The 25553-nt window shown below is 70.3% G+C and carries 30 protein-coding genes; 6 read left to right on the plus strand and 24 right to left on the minus strand.

What is annotated here, in order from left to right; all coding sequences use genetic code 11:
- Nucleotides 1-10: 10 nt before the first annotated feature.
- From soxB to ACKI2N_RS18580, 16 genes are all read right to left on the minus strand, one after another.
- Entirely contained in the window at nucleotides 11-1732 is a 1722-nt protein-coding gene (gene soxB, locus ACKI2N_RS18505; protein ID WP_420996053.1) for a thiosulfohydrolase SoxB, read from the minus strand.
- Nucleotides 1733-1803: 71 nt separating this feature from the next.
- Nucleotides 1804-2307 (minus strand): TlpA family protein disulfide reductase, encoded by a 504-nt coding sequence (locus tag ACKI2N_RS18510; protein WP_420996054.1) that lies wholly within the window; start codon nucleotides 2305-2307, stop codon nucleotides 1804-1806.
- 10 nt (nucleotides 2308-2317) lie between these two features.
- Nucleotides 2318-3001: a sulfur oxidation c-type cytochrome SoxX gene (soxX, locus tag ACKI2N_RS18515; RefSeq protein WP_420996055.1), complete on the minus strand. Its 684-nt coding sequence runs from the start codon at nucleotides 2999-3001 to the stop codon at nucleotides 2318-2320.
- Between the two features lie 18 nt (nucleotides 3002-3019).
- Entirely contained in the window at nucleotides 3020-3847 is an 828-nt protein-coding gene (gene soxA, locus ACKI2N_RS18520; protein ID WP_420996056.1) for a sulfur oxidation c-type cytochrome SoxA, read from the minus strand.
- A gap of 103 nt (nucleotides 3848-3950) precedes the next feature.
- Nucleotides 3951-4415, minus strand: coding sequence for a DsrE family protein (locus ACKI2N_RS18525; RefSeq protein ID WP_420996057.1), 465 nt, complete (start codon nucleotides 4413-4415; stop codon nucleotides 3951-3953).
- A gap of 112 nt (nucleotides 4416-4527) precedes the next feature.
- Nucleotides 4528-4839: a thiosulfate oxidation carrier complex protein SoxZ gene (soxZ, locus tag ACKI2N_RS18530; RefSeq protein ID WP_420996058.1), complete on the minus strand. Its 312-nt coding sequence runs from the start codon at nucleotides 4837-4839 to the stop codon at nucleotides 4528-4530.
- A 55-nt stretch (nucleotides 4840-4894) separates the two neighbouring features.
- Nucleotides 4895-5350, minus strand: coding sequence for a thiosulfate oxidation carrier protein SoxY (gene soxY, locus ACKI2N_RS18535; RefSeq protein WP_420996059.1), 456 nt, complete (start codon nucleotides 5348-5350; stop codon nucleotides 4895-4897).
- Nucleotides 5351-5489: 139 nt separating this feature from the next.
- The gene (locus ACKI2N_RS18540; protein ID WP_420996060.1) at nucleotides 5490-5819 is read right to left on the minus strand and encodes a c-type cytochrome; all 330 of its coding nucleotides are present in this window, start codon (nucleotides 5817-5819) and stop codon (nucleotides 5490-5492) included.
- A gap of 103 nt (nucleotides 5820-5922) precedes the next feature.
- Nucleotides 5923-6993 (minus strand): c-type cytochrome, encoded by a 1071-nt coding sequence (locus tag ACKI2N_RS18545; RefSeq protein WP_420996061.1) that lies wholly within the window; start codon nucleotides 6991-6993, stop codon nucleotides 5923-5925.
- Nucleotides 6977-8341, minus strand: coding sequence for a sulfite dehydrogenase (gene soxC / locus ACKI2N_RS18550; RefSeq protein ID WP_420996062.1), 1365 nt, complete (start codon nucleotides 8339-8341; stop codon nucleotides 6977-6979). Before soxC ends, ACKI2N_RS18545 begins: the two co-directional genes overlap by 17 nt.
- 130 nt (nucleotides 8342-8471) lie before the next feature.
- The gene (locus ACKI2N_RS18555; protein WP_420996063.1) at nucleotides 8472-8882 is read right to left on the minus strand and encodes an ArsR/SmtB family transcription factor; all 411 of its coding nucleotides are present in this window, start codon (nucleotides 8880-8882) and stop codon (nucleotides 8472-8474) included.
- A 67-nt stretch (nucleotides 8883-8949) separates the two neighbouring features.
- On the minus strand, nucleotides 8950-10218 hold the full coding sequence (locus tag ACKI2N_RS18560) for an NAD(P)/FAD-dependent oxidoreductase (RefSeq protein WP_420996064.1): 1269 nt from the start codon (nucleotides 10216-10218) through the stop codon (nucleotides 8950-8952).
- A 30-nt stretch (nucleotides 10219-10248) separates the two neighbouring features.
- Entirely contained in the window at nucleotides 10249-10596 is a 348-nt protein-coding gene (locus ACKI2N_RS18565; RefSeq protein WP_420996065.1) for a c-type cytochrome, read from the minus strand.
- Between the two features lie 180 nt (nucleotides 10597-10776).
- On the minus strand, nucleotides 10777-11628 hold the full coding sequence (locus ACKI2N_RS18570; RefSeq protein ID WP_420996066.1) for a BON domain-containing protein: 852 nt from the start codon (nucleotides 11626-11628) through the stop codon (nucleotides 10777-10779).
- Between the two features lie 78 nt (nucleotides 11629-11706).
- Nucleotides 11707-12294, minus strand: a complete 588-nt coding sequence (locus tag ACKI2N_RS18575; RefSeq protein WP_420996067.1) for a phosphoheptose isomerase — start codon at nucleotides 12292-12294, stop codon at nucleotides 11707-11709.
- A gap of 105 nt (nucleotides 12295-12399) precedes the next feature.
- Entirely contained in the window at nucleotides 12400-12786 is a 387-nt protein-coding gene (locus ACKI2N_RS18580) for a YraN family protein (RefSeq protein ID WP_420996068.1), read from the minus strand.
- 15 nt (nucleotides 12787-12801) lie between these two features.
- On the opposite strand from ACKI2N_RS18580, the gene rsmI reads away from it, so the two are divergent.
- Nucleotides 12802-13722: a 16S rRNA (cytidine(1402)-2'-O)-methyltransferase gene (rsmI, locus tag ACKI2N_RS18585; protein WP_420996069.1), complete on the plus strand. Its 921-nt coding sequence runs from the start codon at nucleotides 12802-12804 to the stop codon at nucleotides 13720-13722.
- An 85-nt stretch (nucleotides 13723-13807) separates the two neighbouring features.
- On the opposite strand, the gene ACKI2N_RS18590 is transcribed toward rsmI, so the two are convergent.
- A complete protein-coding gene (locus ACKI2N_RS18590) occupies nucleotides 13808-14602 on the minus strand; it encodes a septal ring lytic transglycosylase RlpA family protein (RefSeq protein ID WP_420996070.1) in 795 nt (264 codons plus the stop codon).
- 305 nt (nucleotides 14603-14907) lie between these two features.
- Here ACKI2N_RS18590 and ACKI2N_RS18595 point away from each other — a divergent pair, with 305 nt between their 5' ends.
- The 3 genes from ACKI2N_RS18595 to ACKI2N_RS18605 all read left to right on the plus strand — a co-directional run bounded on the left by ACKI2N_RS18595 (nucleotide 14908) and on the right by ACKI2N_RS18605 (nucleotide 16661).
- Nucleotides 14908-15558, plus strand: a complete 651-nt coding sequence (locus ACKI2N_RS18595) for an MBL fold metallo-hydrolase (protein ID WP_420996071.1) — start codon at nucleotides 14908-14910, stop codon at nucleotides 15556-15558.
- 35 nt (nucleotides 15559-15593) lie between these two features.
- Nucleotides 15594-16223, plus strand: a complete 630-nt coding sequence (locus tag ACKI2N_RS18600; protein WP_420996072.1) for an exonuclease — start codon at nucleotides 15594-15596, stop codon at nucleotides 16221-16223.
- A gap of 165 nt (nucleotides 16224-16388) precedes the next feature.
- The gene (locus tag ACKI2N_RS18605) at nucleotides 16389-16661 is read left to right on the plus strand and encodes a hypothetical protein (protein WP_420996073.1); all 273 of its coding nucleotides are present in this window, start codon (nucleotides 16389-16391) and stop codon (nucleotides 16659-16661) included.
- A gap of 130 nt (nucleotides 16662-16791) precedes the next feature.
- On the opposite strand, the gene ACKI2N_RS18610 is transcribed toward ACKI2N_RS18605, so the two are convergent.
- From ACKI2N_RS18610 to ACKI2N_RS18620, 3 genes are all read right to left on the minus strand, one after another.
- Entirely contained in the window at nucleotides 16792-17148 is a 357-nt protein-coding gene (locus tag ACKI2N_RS18610) for a hypothetical protein (RefSeq protein WP_420996074.1), read from the minus strand.
- 462 nt (nucleotides 17149-17610) lie between these two features.
- Nucleotides 17611-17970, minus strand: coding sequence for an arsenate reductase (glutaredoxin) (gene arsC, locus ACKI2N_RS18615; protein WP_420996075.1), 360 nt, complete (start codon nucleotides 17968-17970; stop codon nucleotides 17611-17613).
- Between the two features lie 78 nt (nucleotides 17971-18048).
- Nucleotides 18049-18954: a LysR family transcriptional regulator gene (locus ACKI2N_RS18620; protein ID WP_420996076.1), complete on the minus strand. Its 906-nt coding sequence runs from the start codon at nucleotides 18952-18954 to the stop codon at nucleotides 18049-18051.
- A 135-nt stretch (nucleotides 18955-19089) separates the two neighbouring features.
- Between ACKI2N_RS18620 and ACKI2N_RS18625 the strand changes: the two genes are divergently transcribed.
- Nucleotides 19090-19725 carry a GNAT family N-acetyltransferase gene (locus ACKI2N_RS18625; protein ID WP_420996077.1) on the plus strand — a complete coding sequence of 212 codons (636 nt, stop codon included), beginning with the start codon at nucleotides 19090-19092 and terminating at the stop codon, nucleotides 19723-19725.
- A gap of 110 nt (nucleotides 19726-19835) precedes the next feature.
- On the opposite strand, the gene ACKI2N_RS18630 is transcribed toward ACKI2N_RS18625, so the two are convergent.
- The 4 genes from ACKI2N_RS18630 to ACKI2N_RS18645 form a co-directional block, all read right to left on the minus strand.
- Nucleotides 19836-20282, minus strand: coding sequence for a GNAT family N-acetyltransferase (locus ACKI2N_RS18630; protein WP_420996078.1), 447 nt, complete (start codon nucleotides 20280-20282; stop codon nucleotides 19836-19838).
- On the minus strand, nucleotides 20279-20758 hold the full coding sequence (locus ACKI2N_RS18635) for a carboxymuconolactone decarboxylase family protein (protein WP_420996079.1): 480 nt from the start codon (nucleotides 20756-20758) through the stop codon (nucleotides 20279-20281). The genes ACKI2N_RS18630 and ACKI2N_RS18635 overlap by 4 nt, the downstream gene beginning before the upstream one ends.
- Nucleotides 20759-21100: 342 nt before the next feature.
- Nucleotides 21101-22369, minus strand: coding sequence for a M20/M25/M40 family metallo-hydrolase (locus ACKI2N_RS18640; protein ID WP_420996080.1), 1269 nt, complete (start codon nucleotides 22367-22369; stop codon nucleotides 21101-21103).
- An 81-nt stretch (nucleotides 22370-22450) separates the two neighbouring features.
- Nucleotides 22451-23713: an allantoate amidohydrolase gene (locus ACKI2N_RS18645; RefSeq protein ID WP_420996081.1), complete on the minus strand. Its 1263-nt coding sequence runs from the start codon at nucleotides 23711-23713 to the stop codon at nucleotides 22451-22453.
- Between the two features lie 413 nt (nucleotides 23714-24126).
- Between ACKI2N_RS18645 and ACKI2N_RS18650 the strand changes: the two genes are divergently transcribed.
- Nucleotides 24127-25551: a C4-dicarboxylate transporter DctA gene (locus ACKI2N_RS18650; protein ID WP_420996082.1), complete on the plus strand. Its 1425-nt coding sequence runs from the start codon at nucleotides 24127-24129 to the stop codon at nucleotides 25549-25551.
- Nucleotides 25552-25553 lie beyond the last annotated feature (2 nt).

The following is a 25553-nucleotide window of genomic DNA, read 5'->3' on the forward strand; positions in this document are numbered from 1 at the left end:
TCACGCCGCGTCAGGCCGCCATGCCGGCGTTGCCTTCCATGCCGCGCACGGCCGGCAGGTTCAGCGGCCGGGCCGTGACTTCGCCGGACGCGCGCAGCCACTGGGCCATCAGGTCCCAGACCGGCGGGCTGCCGGCGTGGCGCGCTTCTTCCGACACGGGCGCCCAGCCGGCCACCTTGTAGGTCTTGGCGGCGTCGATGGGCTGGCCCTTGAGGCGCATGTCGGTGATGCGGCGGCCCATGCCGGCGTTGGGGTCGATGGTGTATTGCAGGCCGCCCACGCGCACCATGTCGCCGCCCTGCTGGTAGTAGGGGTCGGGGTTGAACAGGTTGTCCGCCACGTCTTCCAGGATGGTCTTGATGGTCTCGCCCGTCATGGTGGTGACGGTGGTGTGCGGATAGGTGATGGCGGTCTGGTCCATCAGGCTTTCCATGGTGATGGCCTGGCCGGGCAGCAGCGTGGTGCCCCAGCGGAAGCCGGGCGAGAAGGCGATCTCGGCGCCCTGCACGTCCATGAGGCCGTCCAGGATGAGCTGGTCGAAGGTGCCGTTGAAGTTGCCGCGGCGGTACAGCAGGCCGGTGTTGCGCGCGAGCACTTCGCCGAGCTGCTTCTCGTACGGCGCGCGCACGCGGGCGATGAGCGCGTCCATGGCGGGATCGGCGGCGAGGTAGTTGGCGAACACGGGCAGCAGGCGGTAGCGGAAGTCGCGCACCTTGCCGTCCTTGACGTCGAAGTCGAGCACGCCGAGGAACTTGCCGTTGGAGCCGGCGTTGGTGACCAGCGTGGTGCCGCCGGCGTTCCCGACGGGCACCGGCGCGGGCATGCCGTCATGGGTGTGGCCGCCGAGGATGGCGTCGAGACCGCGCACGCGCGAGGCGAGCTTGAGGTCGACGTCCATGCCGTTGTGCGACAGCAGCACGACCACCTGCGCGCCCTTGGCGCGGGCCTGCCCGATGACCTGCTGGAGGTTTTCCTCCTGGATGCCGAAGGTCCAGTCGGGCACGAAGTAGCGCGGGTTGGCGATGGGCGTGTAGGGGAAGGCCTGGCCGATGATGGCGACCGGCACGCCGTTCATCTCGCGGATCACGAACGGGTCGAAGACGGGGTCGCCGAAGTCGCTGGTCTTGATGTTCTGCGCGAGGAAGGCGACCTTGCCCTTGAAGTCGCGCTCGACGATCTCGGTGACGCGCTCGGCACCAAGCGTCATTTCCCAGTGCGGCGTCATCACGTCGACGCCGAGCGCGAGCGCGGCGTCGACCATGTCCTGGCCGCGCGTCCACAGCGCGGTGGCGGAGCCTTGCCAGGTGTCGCCGCCGTCGAGCAGCAGCGCGCCGGGGCGGCCGGCCTTGAGCTGCCTGACCAGCGTGGCGAGGTGGGCGAAGCCGCCGACCTTGCCGTAGCGGCGCGCGGCCTCGGTGAAGTCGAGGCAGGTGAACGCATGTGCCTGCGCGCTGCCGGGCGCGATGCCGTAGTGGCGCAGCAGCGCCTGGCCGACCAGGTGCGGCGGCTTGTTGGCGTAGTCGCCCACGCCGAGGTTGACGTTGGGCTCGCGGAAATGGAGCGGGCGCAGCTGGGCGTGGCAGTCGGTGAAATGCAGCAGGTGCACGTTGCCGAAGCGCGGCACGTCGTAGAGCTTGCCGGCGGCCTGGGTGGCCTGGGCATCGGTGGCGGGAAAGGCCATGCCGCCGGCGCCGGCGATGGCCAGCACCTGCAGGAACTCGCGTCGGTTCATTGTCTCTTCCTGTGGACTGCGCGCGCCGGTGCCAGCCGCGGCCCGGCGTCCGGTGCCCGCTTCATGGCCGGCTATTTCGCGTAGCGGGCCAGCGCGGCGACTTCTTCTTCCAGCATCTCGCCCACTTCCTTCTGCACCACCTTGCCGCCGGCGTCGATCACGTACAGCTCGGGCAGGCCGCGCCGCTTGCCGAGCACGGCACGCAGCGCGGCGGTATCCATCGCGGCGGGGAAGGTGTAGCCGTGCTTCGCCATGTAGGCGCTGGCCTCCTTCGGGTCTTTGTCGATGTTGACGGCCAGCACCTGCAGGCCGCCGCTGGCGCCGCCGGTACTGTCGTAGAGCTTTTGCAGGCGCGGGTTCTGCAGGGCGCAGAACGGGCACCACGATGCCCATACCTCGAGCACCAGCGGCTTGCCGGCCCACTGCGCCGGCACCATGGTGCGGCCGTCGAGCAGCTGCACCGGCGGCAGGTGCACGGTGTCGCCGACGTCGAGCGCGGCGGCCGCGCCGCTCCAGGCCAGCGCGGCGAGCAACAGCGCGGTGCCGGTGCGGCGCGCCAGGCGGGCGGAGGCCATGGCCGCGGCCTTACTGGTTGACCGGCGAAGCCGGGTCGAGCAGCAGCGCCATCACGTCGCGGATCTGCTGCTCGGTCAGGATGCCCTTGTGGCCGAAGCGCGGCATGTTGGAGCAGGCGGTGTAGGCGCTGGAATCCCAGATCTTGCCCCAGGTGTACCTGACCACCGCTTCCGAGTTGCCGCGCAGCTTGCCGTACTGGTACAGCGAAGGGCCGATGTTGCCGAACGAGATCTCGGCCTTGGTCATCTGATGGCAGGCGTAGCAGTTGGCGCCGTTGACGCCGCCGACCGGGTCGGAGAACTGCATGCCGCGCCCGTTCTGCGCGGTCTTCTCGCCTTCCTTCCAGTCGCCGAGGTACTGGCCGTCGGCCGGGTACTTGACCTGCTTGAGCTCGGCGGCCTCGATCTTCTTCGCTACCGCGGCCGGCACCTTGGTGCGGTCGGCGTAGTCGCTGCAGGCCTTCTGCATGGCGTCGCGGTCGAGCACGCCTTCCACGGTGGCGGGGCCCTTGGACGAGAAGGAGCTTTCGATCAGCTTGCGCATGTCGGCGTCGGTGGCGCCGGCGGCGGCCCTGGCGGCGGGCTTGCCCTTGGCCGGCCTGGCGCTGTCCTGCGCATGGGCCGCGCCCGCGCAGGCCAGCATGGCGAGGGCGGCGGCGAGCGTGGCGAGTTTCGCTTGGTTGGCTTGTTTCATCTGTGCTCTCTCCCTGGCTCAGCGCTTCAAGGCCGGACCGTCGTAGGTGCCGCCGTTGGCGTTCTTCGCCAGGAACAGGGTCAGCGCGGTGATCACGTCGGAACCGTAGGCGGGCTCGGGAAAGCGCTGCTGGCGCAGGCAGTCGTAGAGGCGGTGCTGCATGGTGCGTACCTCGCCCTGCGAGACGCGGTAGGCCGGCCAGGTGGTGTAGGCGGCCTGCGCGCCCTGCTGGCTCAGCAGGTTGGGCAGGTCCTGCAGGCGGATGCGCTGGCCGTCCACGGCGTGGCAGGTGGCGCAGGCGAAGTCGTAGGCGCCGCCGCGGTAGAAGAACATCTTCTGGCCGAGCGCGTAGACGTGCTTTTCCTCGGGGGTGTCGAGCCGCACGTTCATCTTCACGCCGCGCGACTCGCCGGCCAGGAAGGCCACCAGGCGCTCGATGTCGGACGGCTTGCCGGTGGAGGCGAACGGGTTTTTCGTGGCCTCTTCCTGCGTCAGGCCCTGCAGCGTCACGCGGCAGTAGGCCAGGCGCTGCTCCAGGTCCATCACGCGGCCGGTGTCCTTGAAGAAGCGCGGCAGCTCAGCATAGGCGCCCTTGGTCACGCCGGGGCCCTTGCCGAGGTCGCATTGCTCGAGCGAGGCGTTCCTGGGGCCGGCCGGCTTTTTCCACAACTCCTCGCCGGCGGCTTCCCACAGCTCGGCGGGGTTGCCTTCGGCCAGCATCTGCCGGTACTTGGCGATTTCCTCGGCGGTGCTGCCCTGGGCATGCGCGGCGGCGGCGGCCGCCAGCGCTACGGTGCCGGCCAGCGCCAGCGCGGCGCCGGCATGGCGGCGTCTGTTGGTCTTCATGGGGCTCTTCTCCTGGGGCCTGTCGGACCCGGCGCGATGGCGCGCCGGGCCGAGGCCGTCTTATTGCTTGTCTATCCGCCCGGCCACCGGTTCAGGCCCGAGGTCAGGGCTTGATGTACGCGTAGCCTTCTTCGAACTGCAGGCGGGCCACTTCGACCACGCCGGCCGGCACCACCCTGGCTTCCATCGACAGGCTGGACTCGGGAATCTTGCGCGCGGCCAGCGTGTTGCGGCACACGCGGAACTCCACGCCCGAGCTGGCCAGCGAGGCGATGGCCGCCTCGAACGTATTGCCGCGCGCATCGCGCGCGCCTTCGACGATGAAGTCCACGCCGTAGCCGAAGGCCACCACCACGATCTTGGTGTCGGGCGCGGCGTTCAGGTGGTTGCGCAGGTTGGCCATCGCGCGCACCGCCTGGTCCGTGCCTTCCGACAACTGGTAGACCACCTTGACGCGCCCGCCCTTGCCGCCGGCCGCCGCCGCCGCCGGGGCGGCCTGCGCCGCCGCCCTGGCCGACAGGCCGATCGCCGCCAGTGCCGCCGTTGCCCTGATGAATGCTCGCCGCATGATCGCTATCCTTCCGGTCGCGCCCCCGCGCGCCACATGCGCCGGCCCGGGCCCGACATTCGCCCTGAACCATAGCAGAGGATGCCGGCGGCCGCTTGCACCGCGGGCGGCCTCAGGAAATGGTGGCTTCGTCGGTGCGCTTGTCGCCGCGGTTGTCGACCCAGGTCACCGTGACCTTGTCGCCCTTGGCGCCGCCCTTGAACTTGAAGTTCAGGAACGGATCCTTGGACACCGCCGGGCCGAACTGGGCCTGGAACACTTCCTTGCCGTTGCACACCGCGGTCACGTTCTGGATATGCCAGGCCGGGATGGTCTTGCCGTTCGCGTCCTTGCGCTGGCCGGTTTCCATGTCGTGCTTCATCAGGATCTTGACGTCGACCACGCCGCCGTTCTCGGCGGCTCGTACGCGCATCGGATCTGCCATGTTCTTTGCTCTCTCGGTGATGTTGGGGGCTGGGGATGCGGGCGATCGGGCGGCTTCAGCCGCCGCAGCCGCCGAGCGTCACCTTGATTTCCTTGGACGCCACATACCACTTGCCGCCGGCCTTGACGGCGGCGTACACCACCGAGGTCTGGCCCATCTTCACGCGCGTGGAGACGAACGGCTCGGTGCCCGCCGGGATGGTGAAATCCGCGGCCAGCGTGTTGGGGTTCTTTTCCACCAGGATGGCGATCTGCTCGGTGCCGGGGATGTTGCTGGTCACGGCGACCGGCACCACGGCGCCGTTCTCGGCGATGTCGGGCGCGTTGAAGACGATGGCGGTGCTCTTCTCGGTGCCGCTGCCGCCCAGCGCCTTGATCACGTCCGCCACGCTCTTGCCGTCGAAGGCGGTCTTGTTCCACTCGGCTGCCTGGGCTTCGCTGATGAGGCCGGTGGCGGCCATCAGGGCCAGCACCGAGGTGACCCGCAGCACGTCTCGTCGTTTCGAATTCATTGTTTCCCTTTCTCCTGCGTTTTCCGTTCCGGCCTGGTTTGCTGGCGGCCATACCGTGCCGCCCGTCTTCGGGGGGCGCTCGCGCGCCCCCGGGGTCCCGAAGCCGTGACCGGTCCGGGCAGGGCTTGCCCTGGGTGCCTTACTTGGCCGGGGCGCCTGCCAGCACCCACTCCACGACCGTCTTCAGGTCGGCATCGCTCAGGCCCGCGTTGGCCGGCATCGGCACCGGGCCCCACACGCCCGCGCCGCCGCCCTTGACCTTCTTGGTCAGCGTCGCCAGCGCGTTCTTGTCGCCCTTGTACTTTGCAGCCACATCCTTGTAGGCCGGGCCGACCAGCTTCTTGTCGACCTGGTGGCAACCCATGCAGGCGTTCTTGTTGGCGATTTCCTGGGCCTTGGCGGCGTCGACCGCCGCGTTGGCCGAGGCCGCGCAGGCCAGCATCAGGGTTGCAATGACAAACTGCTTCATGTTTCTCGCTCCGAATTTATGTGAGCCGTGGGGACGGCGAGGTGCCGCGCGCAAACGCGGCGGCATGCCGGCCGCCCCACCGGGCACGGAAGCGGCCAGCCCGCTATTTTGCCTCAAGAATCCAACCCACCACGGCGCGCAGGTCGGAATCGGGAATCTGCGCCTGCGGCGGCATCGGCACGCTGCCCCAGGCGCCCTGCCCGCCGGCGCGGATCTTGGCGGCCAGCGCCTCGTGCGCGTCCTGGCCCCGGTACCTGGCGCCGATCTCGGCGAAGCTCGGGCCGACCAGCTTGCGGTCGGGCGCGTGGCAGGCGGTGCACTGGTACTGGCCGGCCAGCGTGGCGCCCGCGGCCGGGGCCGGGGCGGCGGCGGGCGGCGCGCCGGCGGCCGCGCCGACGCCGCGCGTGGGGCCCACGGCGCGCTGCTGCGCGGCCAGGTCGCCGTGCGAATCGTGCGCATAGGCGGGCATCGACGACACCACCTTCACCGTGGCCGCGCAGTCGCGCATGCAGGCCGTGTTGCGGGTGTCGGGCTGGCCCCGCCCCGGCCACAGGCCGTGCCGCAGCGTCATGCCGTCGCGGTTCGGCATCTTCTGCTGCACCGCGGCAATGTTGCGCTCCGACAGCGTGAAGTCCGCCGGCACGATGTCGCCCAGGCTGAGCAGGTAGGCGGTGACCGCGTAGACCTCGTCCGGCGAGAGGCTGCGCGGCGCGTTCCACGGCATCGCGCGCCGGATGTAGTCCCACAGCGTGCTGACCGTGCTGACCTTCATCAGCGTGGTGCGGTAAGGCTGGTTGCCGGTCAGCGAGGCCACGCGCCCGCGCCTGGCGTCGTCGGCCGTGGTGCCGCCGACGAGCGGCGAGAACACCTCGTTGGACTCGCCGAAGTCGCCGTGGCACGAGGCGCATTTGCCGTCCCAGATGGCCTGGCCCTGCGACACCGTGCCGCTGCCGCGGGGCAGGCCCTGGAAATCGGGGCGCACGTCGATGTCCCAGGCCTTGACCTCGGCGGCGGTGGCCGGACGGCCCAGCGCGGCGCGGGCGGCGTCCGGGACGGCATCCGGGGCGGAAGCCGCGGAAGCCGCGGAAGCGGCGGGCGGCCACGCGGCCGCGAGCGCCAGGGCGAGGGCCAGGGCGAGTGCGGCGGCGCGCCCGCGCTCAGTCCACGTGGACATTGGAGACCTCGCCGCTGTCGGACACCTGCCAGCTCTGGATGGCGTTGTTGTGGTAGATCGAGCGCGTGCCGCGCACCGCGCGCAACTGCGCCAGGCGCGGCTGCACGTAGCCGGTCTCGTCGATGGCGCGGCTTTGCAGGATGGCGGGCGCGCCGTCCCACACCCAGTCCAGGTTGAAGCGCGTCAGGCACTTGGACAGCACCGGCGTTTCCAGCCGCGCGCTGCGCCAGTTGCGCCCGCCGTCGACGGACACGTCGACGCGCCGCACGCGCCCGCGCCCCGACCACGCCAGTCCGCTGATGTTGTAGAAGCCGCGCCCGACCATCTGCTGGCCGCCCGAGGGCGTGGTGATGACCGACTTGCATTCCTGGATCGAGGTGTACTGGCGCAGCATGCCGTCCGGCATCATGTCGACGTAGTGCACGGTCTCGTCCTTGGTATTCCATGGCCGGTCGCCCAGTTCCAGCCGGCGCAGCCACTTGACCCACGAGACGCCCTGCACGCCCGGCACCACCAGCCGCAGCGGGTAGCCGTTCTCGGGGCGCAGCATCTCGCCGTTCATGCCCCAGGCGACGATGATCTCGTCGGCCAGCTCCATCGGGATGGTGCGCGTCATGCCGGAGCCGTCGCCGCCCTCGGCCAGCAGGTAGCGCCCGCGCCTGAAGTCGGCGCCGGCATCGTCGAGCAGGACCTTGAGCGGCACGCCGGTGAACTCGCAGCACGACAGCATGCCGTGCGTGTACTGCACCGTGGGCACGGCGACGTTGCCCCATTCCATGCCGGTGTTGGCGCCGCACTCGATGAAGTGCATGCGCGACACGGCCGGCAGGCGCATCAGGTCGTCCATGGTGTAGACGCGCGGCGCCCTGAGCAGGCCGTTGAGCATCAGGCGGTGGCGCGCCGGGTCGATGTCCTGCCAGCCCTGGTGGTGGCGCTCGAAGTGCAGGCCGTTGGGCGTGATGATGCCGAAGAAACCCTGCAGCGGCGCGAACGCCACCGAGGCCGCGGAGACGCGCGTGAGGCCCGGCGATTCGCGCCGCGCCAGGTTTTTCTCGTAGGCGGAAGGCTGGCCGTAGGGGTGCGCGGCGACGGGCTGGCCGAGCGTGGTGGCCCAGGGCTGCGGGGCGAGGATGGCGTTCTCGCCCGCGCTGTCCGCCGCGCGGGCCCGGCCGCTGGCGGCGCCGGCCGCCAGCACCGCGGCGGCGCCGAGGAAGCTCCTGCGCAGGAAGGCGCGGCGCGCGCTGCCGGGCTCGCCCCAGCCGCGTTGCGCGACGTCCTGCTGCAGCGATGCGCTGACGAAATGCTCCGGCGCGCGCACGATGCGCCCGGGGCGGATCTGGTCCGGCACTGCGGTCTCCTCCGGCTTCGCGCGTGCGGCACGGAATGTGCCGCCGGCATGCCTGTCGTCTTCTGCGGCGCGCGCCATGCGGCGGCGCGCCGGTGCAAATCCCGGGGGCCCGCGCGCGCCGGCCGCGGCGCTAGCGTGCCCGGCCGCGGCGCGGCGCGGGCGCGGCCTGCGGCATGAAGCGCTCGACCATGCCCGCGGGCAAGGCGCTGTCTTCGAGCCGGCTGGCCACCTGCACGCACACCGTGCGGCACAGCTCCACCACGCTCTCGTCGGCGATGGCGTAGAACACCAGGTTGGCTTCCTTGCGCCGCGACAGCACGCCGGCGCGGTACATCGCGGTGAGGTGGCGCGACACATTGGTCTGCGACGAGCCCACCGTCTCCACCACCGTGCCGACCGGCTTCTCGCCGTCGCACAGGGCGTGCAGGATCTTCAGCCTGGTGGGCTCGGCCAGCAGGCTGAAGTATCCGGATACCTTTTCGAACACGCGGTCCATCTCGTCCATGCAGTCCAATATATTCGTATATGCGTAATTGCGCATATAGCGTTTACGCGGTGCGCGTTTACGTGGATGGGCGAATGCGCCGATGCGGGCGCGCGCGGCGGGCTCAGCCGAGCATGTCGCGCCAGATCGCGTCGGCCCAGCCCTGCGCGTAGGTGCCCTCGAGCGCGCTGGGCGCCGGCGACAGCCCGCCCGCGCCGGGCACCGTCAGCATGGTGCGCTGCGCCGCGTCGTAGCGATGCACGCTGGCGATGTGGATGGCCTCGCGCGCCGAGGTGAAGCTGTAGCAGGTGTTGTTGTAGAGCGGCTCGGGGTCGGGCTCCTGCCCGGCCAGCAGCGAGACGATGGCGGCGGCCGCCACCTTGCCGTGCTGGTTGGCCATGTGGCCGGACTTGGGCATCAGCGGCGCGATCTGGATGGCGTCGCCGAGCACGTGGACATTGGCCGCGGCCCTGGCCTCGAAGGTGAGGAAATCCACTTCGCACCATTTGCCGTTGGCGGTGGCCAGGCCGCTGGCCACGGCGATCGCGCCGGCGCGCTGCGGCGGCAGCAGGTTGATGACGTCGGCGCGCTCATCGTCCTGCACGTCGAACTTGAGCGTGCGCGTGGCGGGATCGACGTCGACGGTGTTGTACTGCGGCCGGTACTCGATCATGTCCTTGTAGCGCGTGGCCCAGGCCTGCCGGAACAGCGCGCCCTTGGAGGTCACGTCCGGGTTGGCGTCGAGGATCAGCACCTTGCTGCGCGGCTTGGCGCGCAGGAAATAGTCCGCCACCAGGCAGGCGCGCTCGTATGGCCCCGGCGGGCAGCGGTACGGCATGAGCGGGATGGTGATGGCGAAGGTGCCGCCGTCGCGCATGGCCTCGAGCTGGCGGCGCAGCGCCACGGTCTGCGCGCCGGCCTTCCAGGCGTGCAGGATCTGCTCGCCGCCGGGCTGCGCGAGGCCGGGAATCTCGCCGGACAGCATTTCCACGCCCGGCGACAGCACCAGCCTGTCATAGGGCAGCGTGCCGCCGCCGCCGAGCCGCACCACGCGGCGCGCCGCGTCGATGGCGCCGACGTGGTCGCGCACCACCTTCACGCCGTGGCGCGCGGACAGCGCATGGTAGGACAGGGTGATGTCGGCGATGGTCTTGCCGCCGCCCAGCACGTGGTTGGACAGCGGGCACGAGACGAAGCTGGCGGCGGGCTCGACCAGCGTGACCTTGATGCCGTGCCCGCTCCATTCGCGCAGGTAGCGCGCGGCGGTGGCGCCGCCGTAGCCGCCGCCGACCACCACCACTTTCGCCGCGCGCGTGGCGCCGGCGGCCTTCGCGGCCTGCGCTCCGAGCAGCGCCGTGCCGGCGAGCGCGCCGAGGAATTCGCGTCTTTGCATGGGTGTTCTCCTGACGGGCCGGGCGGCGGTTCAGCGCACGCCGGCGAACCAGCCCGCGATGGCTTCGATCTGCGCGTCGCTGTAGCCCCTGGCGATCTGCTGCATGACGGTCGCCTCGCGCTTGCCCTGCTTGAATTCCTGCATGAGGCGGACCAGCTCCGACTGGCTGCGGCCGGCCAGCGCGGGCACCGGGCTGCCGGCGGGAGCGCGCCCGGCGGGGCCATGGCAGCCGGCGCAGGCGGCGGCCCGGTTGCGCGCCTGCAGCGTGGCGTCAGCATTGGCGGCATCGGGGACAGCGGGCGCCTGCGCGCGCGCGGCGCTCGCCGCGATGAGCAGCGCCAGCGCTGCGAAGATGGCTCGTGCGGTGGTGGGGGTCATGGTTGGATTCCGGGAGCGCGCCGCGAGGCGTGCCAAACCCTATCACAACGCGCGCGGATGTGATGCGCGATACGCAGATCGATCTGCGCCAGCGGCGCGGCGGATGCCGGCGCCGGCGCCGTAACGGGTACGCGCGCGAACGGCCGCGGCGAAGGCGGCCTGCGCGTACCCGCCGCGGCGTCAGGGCAGGTTGCGGCCCGGCGGCAACGCCACCGGCGACGAGACCGGCGCGGTGACGGGGCTGGCCGTGGCGCCCGGCGCGGTGGTGTCGGGCGCCGGCAGCGGCGCCGGCTGTGCCGGGGCGGACTGGCCCGGCACGGCGCTGCCGCTTTCGCCCGGGGGCGGGTTCTGCGAGCTGGCGGCGGCGTCGAGCCGCGCGCGCTCGGTCTCGCTGATGTAGTCGAAGGCCTTGACCACCTTGACCACGCCGCTGGCATTGCGCGCCACGTCGGTGGCGCGGTCGCCCTCGGCCGGCGTGACCACGCCCATCAGGTAGACCACGCCTTTCTCGGTGACCACCTTGATCGAGTTGGACGGAATGCCCTCGGTGGTGATCAGCATGGTCTTGACCTTGCTGGTGATGTAGGTGTCCTGGCTCTGCGTGGCGAACGACGGCGACGACACGATCTCCAGCTCGTCGATCACTTCGCGCGCGTTGGGCAGCCCGCGCACGTATTGCTCGACCTGCTGCTTGACCTCGTTGTTCTTGGCCTCGCCGGTCAGCAGCACCTTGCGGTTGTAGACCGTGACGCTGACGCGGGCCTGGCCGTTGTAGCGCGAGTTCAGAGTGTTCTCGGCCTCGAGCTGCAGGCCGCGGTCGATGGCCTGGGTGCCGGTGGGCCGGCGGTCGGTGGCCATGGTCACGCCGCCGGCCATGGCGCCGGCGAGCACCGGGAAGCAGCCGGCGAGCTGCGTGGCGGCCACGGTCAGCGCCGCCACCGTGGTGGCGGTGCGGGCCAGGCGAGAGAGGCCGGCGAGGCGTCCGGCGGGACGGACGGTGCGGGATTCACGCGGGTTGGGCAGAGTCGTCATGCGGTCCTTGCTGGAAGCGGTGGGGCGGAAGTACGCCATGAAGCATGGGTTGCGGAAAAGCGGCGGCGCCGGGCGGGCTCAGCCCTCGCCCAGCAGCGCCTCGTCGATGCCGTCGCACAGGCAATGCAGGGTCAGCAGGTGGACTTCCTGGATGCGCGCCGTGCGCTCGCTGGGCACGCACAGGCTGACGTCGAATTCGTCGAGCAGGCCGGCGACCTCGCCGCCGCCCTTGCCGGTCAGCGCCACCACGCACATGTCGCGCTGCTTGGCGGCGGCCACCGCGGCCACCACGTTGGCGGAGTTGCCGGAGGTGGAGATCGCCAGCAGCACGTCGCCGGGCTGGCCGAGCGCCTGCACCTGGCGCGAGAACACCACGCTGAAATCGTAATCGTTGCCGACCGCGCTGAGGATGGAGCTGTCGGTGGTCAGCGCGATCGCGGCCAGCCCCGGCCGCTCGCGCTCGAAGCGGCCGATCAGCTCGGCGGCGAAGTGCTGGGCGTCGGCCGCCGAGCCGCCGTTGCCGCAGGCGAGGATCTTGTTGCCGCTGGTGAGCGCGCCCACCATGCGCTCGATCGCCGCGGCGATATGGGGCGCCATCACCGGCGCGGCCTCGCGCTTGGCGTCGGCGCTGTCGAAGAAATGTTGCTGGATGCTATCGATATGCATGGCTCGATCGGCCTTGTCTCAATCCCTGCCTGTGTCCGCGCGCGGCGCGCGCCGCGCGATACCGCGCATTATGACGCAGGCGCCCCCGCCTCCGCCCGCCTGCGGCTAGCCGCCGTCCGCGTCGAACGCGCCGCGGATCCATTCCAGCCGGCCCGGCTCCAGCGCCACCACGTCGAGCCGGCAGCCCGCGTCCGGGCCTGGCGCGTCTGCCTCCCGCGCGGCCAGGAAGTGCGCCGCCGCCAGCAGGATGCGGCGCTGCTTGGCCGGCGTGACGCTGGCCGCCGCGCCGCCGAAGGCGCGGCTGGCGCGCTCGCGCACTTCGACGAAGACCAGCGTGCCGTCGGCCTCGCGCATGACCAGGTCGATCTCGCCGCCTTTGCAGCGATAATTGCGAACCACGAGCGCCAGGCCCTGCCTTTCCAGGTAAGCCAGCGCGCGCGCCTCGGCCCGGGCTCCCCGGGCCTGCGTGGTGGATTTGAATGATGGATTCAACGGAAGTTCTCAAGCATGACTGACTGGATCTCCCTGGCGGCCGGCCAGTCCTACCCGTCCGGCACCCTGTACGTGGTGGCCACGCCGATCGGCAACCTGGCCGATCTCTCGCTGCGGGCCCTGCACGTGCTCGGCCTGGCCGACGCGGTGGCCTGCGAGGACACCCGCAATACCGGCCAGCTGCTCACGCGCGTGGGCCTGCACCGGCCGCTGCTGGCCGTGCACGAGCACAACGAGCGCGAGGCGGCCGAGCGCGTCAACGCGCGCCTGGCCGCCGGCGAGCGCATCGCCTATGTGTCGGACGCCGGCACGCCCGGCATCTCCGACCCCGGCGCGCGGCTGGTGGAGGCCGCGCGCGCGGCCGGCCACAAGGTGGTGCCGCTGCCGGGCCCGAGCGCGGCGGTGGCGGCGCTGTCGGTGGCCGGCGAGATGCTGGACAGCGGCGGCGGGCGCTTTACCTTCGCCGGCTTCCTGCCGCCCAAGGCGCGCGCGCGCGCCGAGGCCATCGCCGCGCTGGCCACGCTCGACCACGCCTGGGTCGTCTACGAGGCGCCGCACCGCATCGCCGACACCCTGGCCGCGCTGGCCGCCGCGCTGCCGGCCGAACGGCGCCTGCTGGTAGGCCGCGAGCTGACCAAGCTGTTCGAGGAAATCCCGGTGATGCCGGTGGGCGACGCGCCGGCCTGGCTGGCCGCCGACGCCACGCGCGCCAAGGGCGAGTTCGTGCTGGTGGTGGAAGGCGCGGCGCCGGCCGCGCCGGACGCCGGGCTGCCCGACGCGCGCGCGCAGCAGGTGCTGGCGCTGCTGCTGGCCGAGCTGCCGGCCAAGCGCGCGGCCAAGCTGGCCGCCGCCATCACCGGCGCATCCACCGATGCGCTGTACCGGCTGGCGCTGGCGCAGCGCGCCGGGAACGACGGCGAGGACGGCGAAGACTAGGAACCGGCGGGCGCCGCCGCGGGTCCTGGCCGGAGCGCGGGCCGCAAAGCGGACGGCGCCGGCCTGCCGGTTCCGCATCGCGCCGTCAGCGGTGCTTGCGCCGCGCCGCTGGCTTGCGCGCCTTGCGCGCGGCGCGCGGCGGCGGATCGGCGCTGGCGTCGGCCTGGTCGCTGCCACTGGCGTCGTCGCCGCCATCGCCGCTGTCGTCGTCCGGCCCGGTGGTCTGCGGGCCCAGCGCGGCGACTTCGCTGCGCGACAGGCGGCGGATCTCGACCTGGGTCGAGCCGTGATCGGTAAAGCCGAGGCGCCTGGCCGCGCCATATGACACATCGAGCACGCGGTTGCTGTGGTACGGGCCGCGGTCGTTGATGCGCACCACCGCCACCTTGCCGTTGCGCAGGTTGCGCACCAGCACCCAGCTATCGAGCGGCAGCGAGGGGTGGGCGGCGGTCATGGCGCGCATGTCGAAGCGCTCGCCGTTGGCGGTGCGGCGGCCGTGGAAGCCCTTGCCATACCAGGAAGCCATGCCGCGCTGCTCGAACGAGCCGAGGTCGGGCCGCAGGCCTTCGAACGAACCGGGACCGGTGTCGGCCAGGCCTTCGTTGTTGCCCCAGCGGAACAGGCCCCAGCCGTTGCCGCTCTCGTTCGCGGTCTGCGCCGCGCCATCCTTGCCGGCGTCCTTGCCATCCTTGGCGCCTTTCGCGGGCCTGGCGGCCTTGCCCGGACCGGGCGGTTTCACGGTGCTGGCGACCGGCGCGCTTTCCTGCTCTTCGCCCGCCGGAGGCAGTGCGCAGGCGGCCAGCGCCAGCGCGCATGCGGCGTGCACGCACAGACGGGCGATCCGCCCGGGGCGGGAAAGATAGGGGGGTAACCGGAGCATCGCGCGAGTCTAGCACCAGGCAGTTGTGCGTATGCTCTTGATTTTGTTACGAATTGTCTGTAACAAGGTTGAATAACGGCGAAAAACGGGGCTCCCGGCGCGTACCCGCGGCAGCGTGGCGGCGGGCGCGAGCCCAGTCCTGGCAAGGCTTTGCGGTGTGATGCGGGCATGGCTTCGGGCCGGCGGGAGCCGCGCCCCGAGGCCGCATCGCGTGGCGCGCCAGACGCTACAATGCACGGCACCCGGGCGCGCGCCGGCCAAGCGCGCCCGCACGATCCACCTTCCACGTCCCTCCCCGCCTGCCCATGCAAGTCCTCCTGATTCCCGTGACGCCCTTCCAGCAAAACTGCGCGCTGCTGATCGACGAGACCACCGGCCGGGCCGCGGTGACGGATCCGGGCGGCGACCTGGAACGCATCCACGCGGCGGTCAAGGAGCGCGGCGTGACGCTGGAGAAGATCTTCCTCACGCATGGCCACCTCGACCACTGCGCGGGCGCGGCGGCGCTGGCGCGCGAGCTGGGCATCCCCATCGAGGGCCCGCACGAGGACGAGCGCTTCTGGATCGACCAGCTGCCGGAGCAGACCACCCGCTTCGGCTTCGGCCATGCCGAGGCCTTCGAGCCGCAGCGCTGGCTCGATACCGGCGACACCGTGCAGTTCGGCAGCGAGACGCTGGAGGTCTACCACTGCCCCGGCCACACGCCGGGCCACGTGGTGTTTTTCTCGCGCGCGCACCGGCTGGCCATCGTCGGCGACGTGCTGTTCGCCGGCTCGATCGGCCGCACCGACTTCCCGCGCGGCAACCATGCCGACCTGATCCGCTCGATCCGCACGCACCTGTGGCCGCTCGGCGAGGACGTGACCTTCGTGCCGGGCCACGGCCCGGTCTCGACCTTCGGCGACGAGCGCAAGCACAATCCCTACGTCGCCGACCACCTGATCGACGTGGGCTGAGCGGCGCCGCTTCCCCACCTCCGTTCCCCGCAGCCATGGCAAAGAAACAGGCACCCGACACCCGCCCCGAGATCTACGTGAGCACCGACGTGGAGGCCGACGGCCCCATCCCCGGGCCGCACTCCATGCTGTCCTTCGCCTCGGCCGCGATGCTGGCCGACAAGACCGTGCTCGGCACCTTCTCGGCCAACCTGGAAACGCTGCCGGGCGCCGCCGGCCACCCGGTGCAGATGCAATGGTGGCTGACCCAGCCCGAAGCCTGGGCAGCCTGCCGCCGCGACCTGGAGCCGCCCGCGCAGGCCATGGTGCGTTATGTGGAGTGGGTGGAAAGCCTGCCCGGCAAGCCGGTCTTCGTGGCCTTCCCGGCCGGCTTCGACTTCACCTGGATGTTCTGGTACATGATGCGCTTCGCCGGCCGCTCGCCGTTCGGCTGGGCCGCGCTCGACATCAAGACGCTGGGCTTCGCCATGACCGGCCTGCCCTACCGCAAGACGGTCAAGCCGGCGCTGCCGGACGCCTGGAAGGATCCCTTGCCGCACACCCACGTGGCGCTGGACGACGCGCTGGAACAGGGCGCGCTGTTCTGCAACATGCTGGCCGAACTGCGCGCGCGCGAAGCCGCGGCGGCGGCGGCCAGCGCGCCGGGCGCCGCACCCGCCGCCTGAGGCCAGGCCGGGCGATGTCACGCAAAGCTCGCATCCTGCGCAGCGCGGCCTATAGTTAAGTCGTATATGGCCCCGAACCAGCGAGTTCAGGGCTGCCGCGCCGCCATGCCATATACGGCTTTCGCGTGCCCGGCCGGCGCGTGCCACGCCCAGGAGGTGTCGCCCATGCGTTTCCATCCCGAACTGCACCTCAGGCAGATGGCCGGCCGGCTGCACTGGCCGCACTGGTCGCATTTGCCGCAGGAAGCGAAAGAAACCCGCGAAACACCCAAGCCACACGCTGCGCGCAGCCAGGCGCACTGGCATTCCCTGCAGGAAGACGCCGAAGTCGCCAAGGCCACGCTCTATGTCAGCGCGGTGACGCTGGTGATCCTGCTGGTGGTGCTGGCTGCAATCGCTTTCGGTCAGGAGGCCCTGCACTGGCTGGGTGTTCATTAGACGACCCGCCTGAAGCAAATGTGTCTGTCTGACCGGGCCGGCCTCCACTTTACGTGGGGGCCGGTTTTATTTTGGACTTTGTTTTTTTGGGGAATGGATTTGATGCTGACGGTATTTTTTGATACCTTTGTCAACGTCTTTGAAATACCAACTTCAAAATCAAAATATTTAAAAGCTTAAAGTCAACATCAAAGTCAAAATCTTTAAAATCAAAGTCAAAGGCTTTCGCTCCCCCGGAGCGACCTACTTTCTTTTTTCCGAAAAGAAAGTAGGCAAAGAAAGCGGACTGCCTGGCCGGCAGGGGCAGAAACATTGGAATTGCTGATTGTTGGTGGTTTCGTGGCGGGGACTGCGGTTCTGCTGGCATCCTGCCGTTACCGGTGCGACCCACCACGATCTTGCTGGCGGTATTGGTCTCGGGGTCAGACCTATGATGGGGGACGCACTGCTTGTTCTGCCATCTGCCGTTACCGGTGCCGGCCACCACGACATAGCACCCTCGTGGTTTCGTGGTGGGCGCGGTGGACCGGCGCGCGAGTGTATGAGGTACGTTTCAAACGGGAGCCACTACGCCCACCACGAAACCAGTGTCGTGCCTATGACGTGGCATCCGCCCCGGTCGCGGCAGCAGCTTGAACCACCTGGACCATCGCCATCATGCAGCGCCACCACGAATCCAGCATCGCTTGCAGAATAGTGGCCGTTAAATCCGGTAACGGCAGAATGCACGCAGAACTACAAACCCCACCACGAAACCACCAACAATCAGAAACCCAACGTTTCTGCCCCTGCCGGCCAGGCAGTCCGCTTTCTTTGCCTACTTTCTTTTCGGAAAAAAGAAAGTAGGTCGCTCCGGGGGAGCGAAAGCCTTTGACTTTGAAGTTGACTTTGACTTTATGGTTTTAAAGACTTTGACTCTAGTCCTCCAAATCTATTAATCAAAAAAACCTCACCCCAACAACCCCACCACATTCTCCGGCGGCCGCCCGATCGCCGCCCGCCGGTTCCTCACCACCACCGGCCGCTGCAGCAGGATCGGATTGTCCGCCACCGCCCCCAGCACCTCCGCATCGGTAAGGCCGGGGTCATCCAGCCCCAGTTCCTTGTAGGGCGCCTCGTTGGCGCGCAGCATCTCGCGCACCGGCACGCCCAGCATGGTGTGGAGCTGCTTGAGGGTGGACAGCGTGGGCGGGGTCTTCAGGTATTCCACGATGTCGACCGGCTCGCCCAGCCGCGCCGCGGCGGCTTCCACCAGCGCCAGCGTTTCGCGCGACTTGGAGCAGCGGGGATTGTGATAGATGGTGATCATGGCGGGCCTCCTTGTCCGTGCGCGCCGCAGGCGCGCAAATCCGCACTATACAAGCGCGCCGGCGCCGGCGCAGCGGCTTCAGGCCGCGCCGTCCTGCTCCGGCGCGAGCTTGCGCAAGGCGGCCACGGTGGCGCGCAGCCCCGCGCGCAGCGGCTTGTCGTGGCGCAGCACCAGCGCCAGCGTGCGCTCCAGCGGCGGCGCCAGCGGCCGCACGGCGATGCCCGCGCGCGGCTGGCCCGGCGGCAGGGCCATGCCGGGCAGCACCGAATAGCCCAGCCCGGCGCCGACCAGCGCCTTGATGGCCTCCACGCTGTCGAGTTCCATCACCGGGCGCGCGCTCACGCCGGCGCGCAGGAACCATTCGTCCACCAGCCGGCGCGTATTGCCGCCCGGCGAGAACAGCGCCAGCGGCAGGCCGGCGAGGTCGGCTGGCGCCACCGTGGCCGGCAGCGGCGCGCCGTCGGCCGGGCCGATGGCGACGAAGGCGTCCTGCAGCACGGGGGTGATGTCCAGCATGCGTCCCGCGGCCGGCAGCGTGACGAAGGCCAGGTCCAGCGCGTTGTCTTCCACCGCCTTGAGCGCTTCGCCGGTGTTGAGCGTGCTGACCACGATTTCCAGCGCCGGCATGGCGCGGCGCAGCTCGCGCAGCGCCGCCGGCAACTGGTAGATGCAGGCGGTGGCGCCGGTGCCCAGCCGCACCCGCCCGACCGCGCCGCCGGCGTGGCGCGCCATGCTGTCGTCGGCCGCGGCCAGCGCGCCGGCCACGCCGCGCGCGTGGGCCAGCAGATCTTCGCCGGCGGCGGTGGGCAGCACGCGCCGGCCCACCCGCTCGAGCAGGCGCAGGCCGTAGCGCTGCTCGAGCTGGCGCACCTGCAGGCTGACCGCCGGCTGGCTCAGGCCGAGGCGCTCGGCGGCCGCCGAGAAACTGCCCAGCTCGCAAACCAGCGCGAAGGCATGCAGGAAATCGGGGTTGAGGTGGCGCATGGCAAAGAAATGCTTATGCCAAGCATAAGTTGGCGAAGTTTCCTTTATAGCATCGGCGCAAGGTAAGGTAGCGGCATCGTCAACGTCGCCCGGCCCCGCCGGGCTCCGACTCCGCCCTGAAGACAGATCCGCACCATGAAGACCCCGCTCGCCACGCTCTCCGCCGCCTCCGCCACCCCGCTGGCCGTGGCCAACGCCACCGCCGCCGTGCAGGGCAGCGCCGGCCTCGCCGTGCGCGACGCCGTGGCCGCCGACATCCCCGCCATCCAGGCCATCTACGCGCATCACGTGCGCCACGGCCGGGCCTCGTTCGAAGAGGTCGAACCGGGCGTGGACGACATGCGCCTGCGCCATGCCGAGGTGAAGCGCCTGGGCCTGCCTTACCTGGTGGCCGAGCGCGACGGCGTGGTGCTCGGCTACGCCTACGCCTCGGCCTACCGCACGCGCAGCGCCTACCGCTTCGCCATCGAGGACTCGGTCTATATCGACGACCGCCATCGCGGCCAGGGGCTGGGCCTGGCGCTGCTGGCGGCGCTGGTGTCGCGCTGCGAGAACGGCCCGTGGCGGCAGATGGTGGCCGTGGTGGCCTGCACCGCCAGCGGCGAGGGCGCCGGCTCGCTGGCGCTGCACGAGCGCGTGGGCTTCCGCACCATCGGCCGGCTGCAGTCGGTGGGCTTCAAGCATGGCCAGTGGATCGATACCGTGCTGATGCAGCGCGCGCTCGGCGACGGCGACGAGAGCCTGCCGGCGGAGCGCGTGGCCAAACCCTAGACGTTGTTTCAAGATGAAGCGAAGCGGTCCTGGCCAGGCGTGCGGCGGCGGACAGCACAACCGGTACGGCAAGGCCGCGCAACGGCGCCGGATCTTCCTGAAACGACTTCCTAGTCCAGCGGGATCATGAAGCGCAGGGCGGTGGCCAGCAAGCCGTTGCGGAAGTAGAAGCGCTGGCCGAGCGCATTGGCCAGCCCGGTGTCGAGCAGCAGCCGGCCGCAGCCGAGCGCGCGCGCCTCGGCCTTGAGCCGGTCCATCATCGCCGCGCCGTACCCGCCGCTGCGCTGGCCCTCGTCGGTGACGAGGTCGTCCACATAGCAGTGCACGCCATGCGTGAGGTTGTCGAGCACGCGGTACCCGGCCAGCGCCGCCGGGCGTCCCTCCTGCCACAGCGCCAGCAGGCGGTAGCCGGCGCCCTGCTGGCGGCGCCAGCGCGCCACGAACTCGTCGGCCGAGGCCAGATGCGGGCGCAGCTGCCGCATCAGCGCGAAACAGGCGCGCACTTCCGCTTCGGCTTCCACATGCCGGATCTGCCCGGCGGGCGCGGCGGCGCTCATGCCGCGCCGCGCGGCTGCGCCGGCGCCGGCGGCGAGAAGCGCAGGCTCACGGCGATGCGGTTCCACGCGTTGATATTGGCGATGGTGGCGGTGAGATGGGCCAGTTCGGCCGGCGCGAACTGCGTACTCACCGCTGCGTAGACGGCCTCGGAGGCGCTGTCGTGGCCCAGCAGCGTGAGCGCCTCGGTCCACGCCAGCGCGGCCTGCTCGCGCTCGGTGTAGATGCCGGCGTCGCGCCAGGCGGCGAGCAGGTCCAGCTTGCGCGCCTCCACCCCGGCGGCGCGCGCCAGGTTGAGGTGGAATTGCAGGCAGAACGCGCAGCCGTTGATCTGCGAGGCGCGCAGCTTGAGCAGCTCGGTCAGCGGCTTTTCCAGGCCGGCGTCGTCGACGGCCTTGGACAGCGCGCGCAGCGCGGCGGCCACGCCGGGCGCGATGCCGGTGAAATCGGTGTACTCCATGCGGGGATGCGTCGACATGCTGGCGTTCTCCTTTGCGGTCGGTGTCGGGATGGCGGCTGCGCCGATATCAGCCCTCGAACATAATATAAGAGCACTGATATTATAGGCAAGCGATCGGAACGCCGGGCAGGACGCCTTCAGGCGCAAACTATATGCGGGAAAATTTGAAGCTGCGGTTTTGATGCGGCCTTTCATTCTTCCGGTGAATGATTGAGGCAGGCAGCGGAGGCGGGCGCGACGGAATGCCCGGGTCCCGGGCCGGTGCCAGACAGGCCCCGGAGCACCAGCCCGGAACCGGGCAACCTTGCGGGCAGCGGGCGGCGCACTGTGGCGCCCCGCCCGGCTCGCCCATGAACGGCCTCAGCCCATCAGGTCCGACAGCGCCAGCGCCACCACCTTGGTGGCGCGGTTCAGGTCGTCGAGGCGCAGGTTCTCGTCCGAGTTGTGGCCGCGCGCTTCCATCAGCGTGCGCGGGCCGGCGCCGTACAGCACGGTCGGGATGCCGCGCGCGGTGTAGTGGCGCGCGTCGGTGTAGAGCGGCACGCCGTGCACGGGAATCTCCACGCCGAACACGGCCTCGGCGCGGCTCTTGAGCGCGCCGATCAGCTTTTCCACGCCCGGCAGTTCCGACAGCGGCTCGGCCAGGATGATGCGCTCGACCTTCACTTCGATGCCCGGGCGTTCCCTGGCCGCCTTTTCCACCACGGCGCGGATCTCGCCTTCGGCGTCGAAGCCGATTTCCTCGGGGATCATGCGGCGGTCGACGCGGAAGGTCACCAGGTCCGGCACCACGTTGGTATTGATGCCGCCCTTGATCAGGCCGACGTTCAGCGTGGCGGTGTCGATGCCCGGGGTCTGCGACTTGCGCGTGGCGAGTTCGGCGCGCAGCCCGTAGATGGCCTGCAGGATGTGGGTGGCGGCCTCGATGGCGTCCACGCCGGTGTGCGGCATGGCGGCGTGGCCCTGCTTGCCCTTGACCGTGACTTCCACGTGCAGGCAGCCGTTGTGGGCCGAGGTGATGCCATAGGAGAAGCCGGCCGAGATGGCGTAGTCGGGCTTGCTCAGGCCCTGGTCGAGCAGGTACTTGGGACCGATGTCGCCGCCGGTTTCCTCGTCGTAGGTGAACTGCAGCTCGACCGTGCCATCGAGCTTCGCGCCCTGCTTCTCGGCTTCCATCAGCGCCAGCACCGCGTAGGTGTAGGTGGCGAAGTCGGACTTGGACACCGCCACGCCGCGGCCGTACATGACCGGGCCGTGCTCGCTTCCGCCGATCTCGGCGCCGTACGGATCCTTGGTCCAGCCCAGGCCCGGGGGCACCACGTCGCCGTGCGCGTTCATGGCGATGGTGGGGCCGCCGCTGCCGAAGGTCTTGCGCACCACCAGGTTGGTGGCGCTGATCATGCCGGCGGCCTTGACCAGCTCGTCGGGCACCTTGTGCGCCTCGACCTTGAAGCCCAGTTCCTCGAGCAGCACCTTGGCACGCCTGCCGTGCGCGTCGCAGTCGCCGGGGGGGTTGTCGGAGGGCACCTTGACCAGTTCGGCCAGGAAAGCCTCCTGCGCGGGGCGCTGCGTGTCGATGTAGCTGGTGAGGGTGGTCTGCAGCGGGTTCACGTTGTCTCGTGCGGTCATTGTCTGGTCTCGGATGTTTGTGGCTTGCGTTTGCAGTCTTGCTCGCATGGGGGAAGGCGGTGGCCTGCGCGGCGCGCGGACCTAGCGCTGCGGCGCGAAGTGCTCGACGAAGTCGCTGAACACGGCCGCCGCGCTGGCCGCGTCGGCGGCGGTCATGGTTTCGGTGGGATGGTGGCTGATGCCGCCGTTGCCGCAGCGCACGAACAGCATGGCCACGTCGGCGATGGCGGAGATCGCCATGGCGTCGTGGCCGGCGCCGGACGGCAGGTGCCGCACCGGCAGGCCCTGGCGCGCGATGGCGCCGGCCCACTGCGCCTGCAGCCACGGCGCGCACGGCACGCTCGCGGCCTCGTGCGTCTTGCGGATCTGCACGCGCACATTGCGGCGCGCGCACACGCGCTCGATCTCCGCCAGCACGTCGTCCACCGCGGCCTGGCGCACGGCGTCCTCGCCGGCGCGGATGTCGATCGAGAACACCGCGCGGCCGGGCACCACGTTGGTGGCGCCGTTGGGCACGTTGAACTGGCCCACGGTGCCGACCAGCCCGGGCAGCCCGCCGCAGCGGCGCTCGATGAACAGGCCGATCTCGGCGCCGGCCATGGCGGCGTCGCGGCGCATGTCCATCGGCACCGTGCCGGCGTGGCCGGCCAGGCCCTCGAGCTCGACGAGGAAGCGGGTGGCGCCGGAGATCGCCGTCACCACGCCCAGCGGCAGCCCTTCGTTGAGCAGCACCGGTCCTTGCTCGATATGCACTTCCACGAAGGCCAGCACCTGCTCGCGCGGATGCGCGGCGGCGGGCAGCGCGGCCGGGTCGAAGCCGGCCGCGCGCATCGCTTCGCGCATGGTCTGGCCGGCGTCGTCCACGTTGTCGAGCACGTTGGTGTCGAAGGTGCCGGCGATGGCGCGGCTGCCCAGCAGCGTGGCCTTGAAGCGCACGCCTTCCTCCTCGGCGAAGCCCACCACTTCGATGGCGAACGGAAAGCGCCTGCCCTGGCGGTTCCACTCGGCCACGCAGGCCACCGGCAGGATCACGCCGAGGTTGCCGTCGTAGCGGCCGGCGTCGCGCACGGTGTCGAAGTGCGAGCCGGTGAGCAGCGCCGGCGCGCCGGGCGTGGCGCCCTCGTAGCGGCCGATCACGTTGCCCGCGGCGTCGCGCCGCACCGTCATGCCGGCCTCGCGCATCCACGCGGCCAGCTGCGCCGCGGCGCCGTGGTGGGCCTCGGTCAGGTAGGTGCGGGTGAGCATGCCGGGCTGCTCGGTGTGGACGGCCAGGTCGTCGGCCCAGGCCATGATGCGCGCGCCGGTCTCGACGGTGTCGGGGGCGGGCGTGAGGGTTGCTGCCATGCGTGTCTCCTGCTGGAAGTGCGCGAATGCGGGTGGCGTCGTCTCATGCAAGCACCGCGCCAGCGCCGCCGCACGCCACGGCTCTCGTGGCGAGAGCTCTATTCTGTGCGATTCATCTTAGCACAGTGAATTCAAAAATTGCATACAAAAATGATATGCACTATATTGACCGGCACGTTCCGACAATTCGCCGCCGACAATCCCGCCCGGACAGCGAATCGCGTGGATTCCGCTCCAACAGGGGGGCCATCCGCGAGCGCCGCCGCCTTCACCCGGCGCGGCGCTCGGCACGCCAGGCCGGCCGCCTTCGCCACGGCAGCGCAACGCAACGTGACGCGGCGGCAGCCGGCATTCCTGCAGCTTTTCGACAGGTCGCGCCAGCCTTCGCATGGACGCGCCGCATGGAGACAACGATGCACCCAGCAGTCCAGCAAGGTCCGGCTTCCGGCCGCCCGCAAACTCCCCCGCAGTCCCCCCTCGCGCGCTTCGCGCGCTCGCTGTTCGGCCAGGTCCTGATCGCCCTGCTGCTGGGCACCCTGCTCGGGCTGTTCTTCCCCGAGTTCGCCGCCAGGCTCAAGCCGCTCGGCGACGCCTTCATCAAGCTGATCAAGATGCTGATCGGCCCGATCGTGTTCTGCGTGGTGGTGGCCGGCATCTGCGGCGCGGGCGAGCTGAAGAAGGTGGGCCGCGTCGGCATCAAGGCGGTGTTCTACTTCGAGGTGGTCACCACCATCGCGCTGGCGCTGGGCATTGCGCTGGCCTACCTGTTCCATCCGGGCACCGGCATGAACGTCAATCCGGCCTCGCTCGACGCCTCGGCGATGGCGGCCTACGTGGACACCGCCGACAAGATCAAGAGCGCGGGCACGGCGGACTTCCTGCTCAAGCTGATTCCCAACACGGTGATGGGCGCCTTCGCCAGCGGCGACGTGCTGCAGGTGCTGCTGGTGTCGATCCTGTTCGGCTGCGCGCTGTCGCTGGTGGGCGAGCGCGGCCGCCCGCTGGTGGGCATCATCGACACCTTCTCGCACACGCTGTTCAAGATGATGGGCTTCATCATCAAGCTCGCGCCGCTGGGCGTGCTCGGCGCGGTGGCCTTCACCGTGGGCAAGTACGGCATCGGCTCGCTCAAGCAGCTCGGCTACCTGGTGGTGGTGTTCTACGGCGCGGTGGCGCTGTTCGTGCTGGTGGTGCTGGGCACGGTGATGCGCCTGTGCGGCTTCTCGGTGCTCAAGCTGATCCGCTACCTGCGCGCCGAGCTGCTGGTGGTGCTGGGCACGGCCTCGTCGGACAGCGTGCTGCCGCAGGTAATGAAGAAGCTCGAGTTCATGGGCATCAAGAAATCGGTGGTGGGGCTGGTGATCCCCACCGGCTACTCGTTCAACCTGGATGCGTTCTCGATCTACCTGACGCTGGCCGCGGTGTTCATCGCCCAGGCCACCAACACGCCGCTGGCGCTGGGCGACCTGCTCGGCATCCTGGCGGTGGCGCTGGTCACCTCCAAGGGCGCGCACGGCATCCCGGGCTCGGCCATCGTGATCCTGGCGGCGACGCTGTCGGCGCACCCGGCCATTCCCGCCATCGGCCTGGTGCTGGTGCTGTCGGTGGACTGGTTCATCGGCATCGCCCGCGCGGTCGGCAACCTGGTCGGCAACTGCGTGGCGACCGTGGTGGTGGCGGCCTGGGAAAAGGACATCGACCGCGTGCGCGCGCACGGCGTGCTCGACGGCAGGATCGACGCGGCCGAACTCGACGCCGGCCTCGCCCCGGCTCCGCACGAAGCCGCTCCGGCCGCCCCCGGGACGGCCCCGCTGCCCGGCGCGGCCGCGGGGCGCTAGAA

This window comes from Cupriavidus sp. 30B13, from assembly GCF_049059565.2.
Taxonomy (GTDB): Bacteria; Pseudomonadota; Gammaproteobacteria; order Burkholderiales; family Burkholderiaceae; genus Cupriavidus.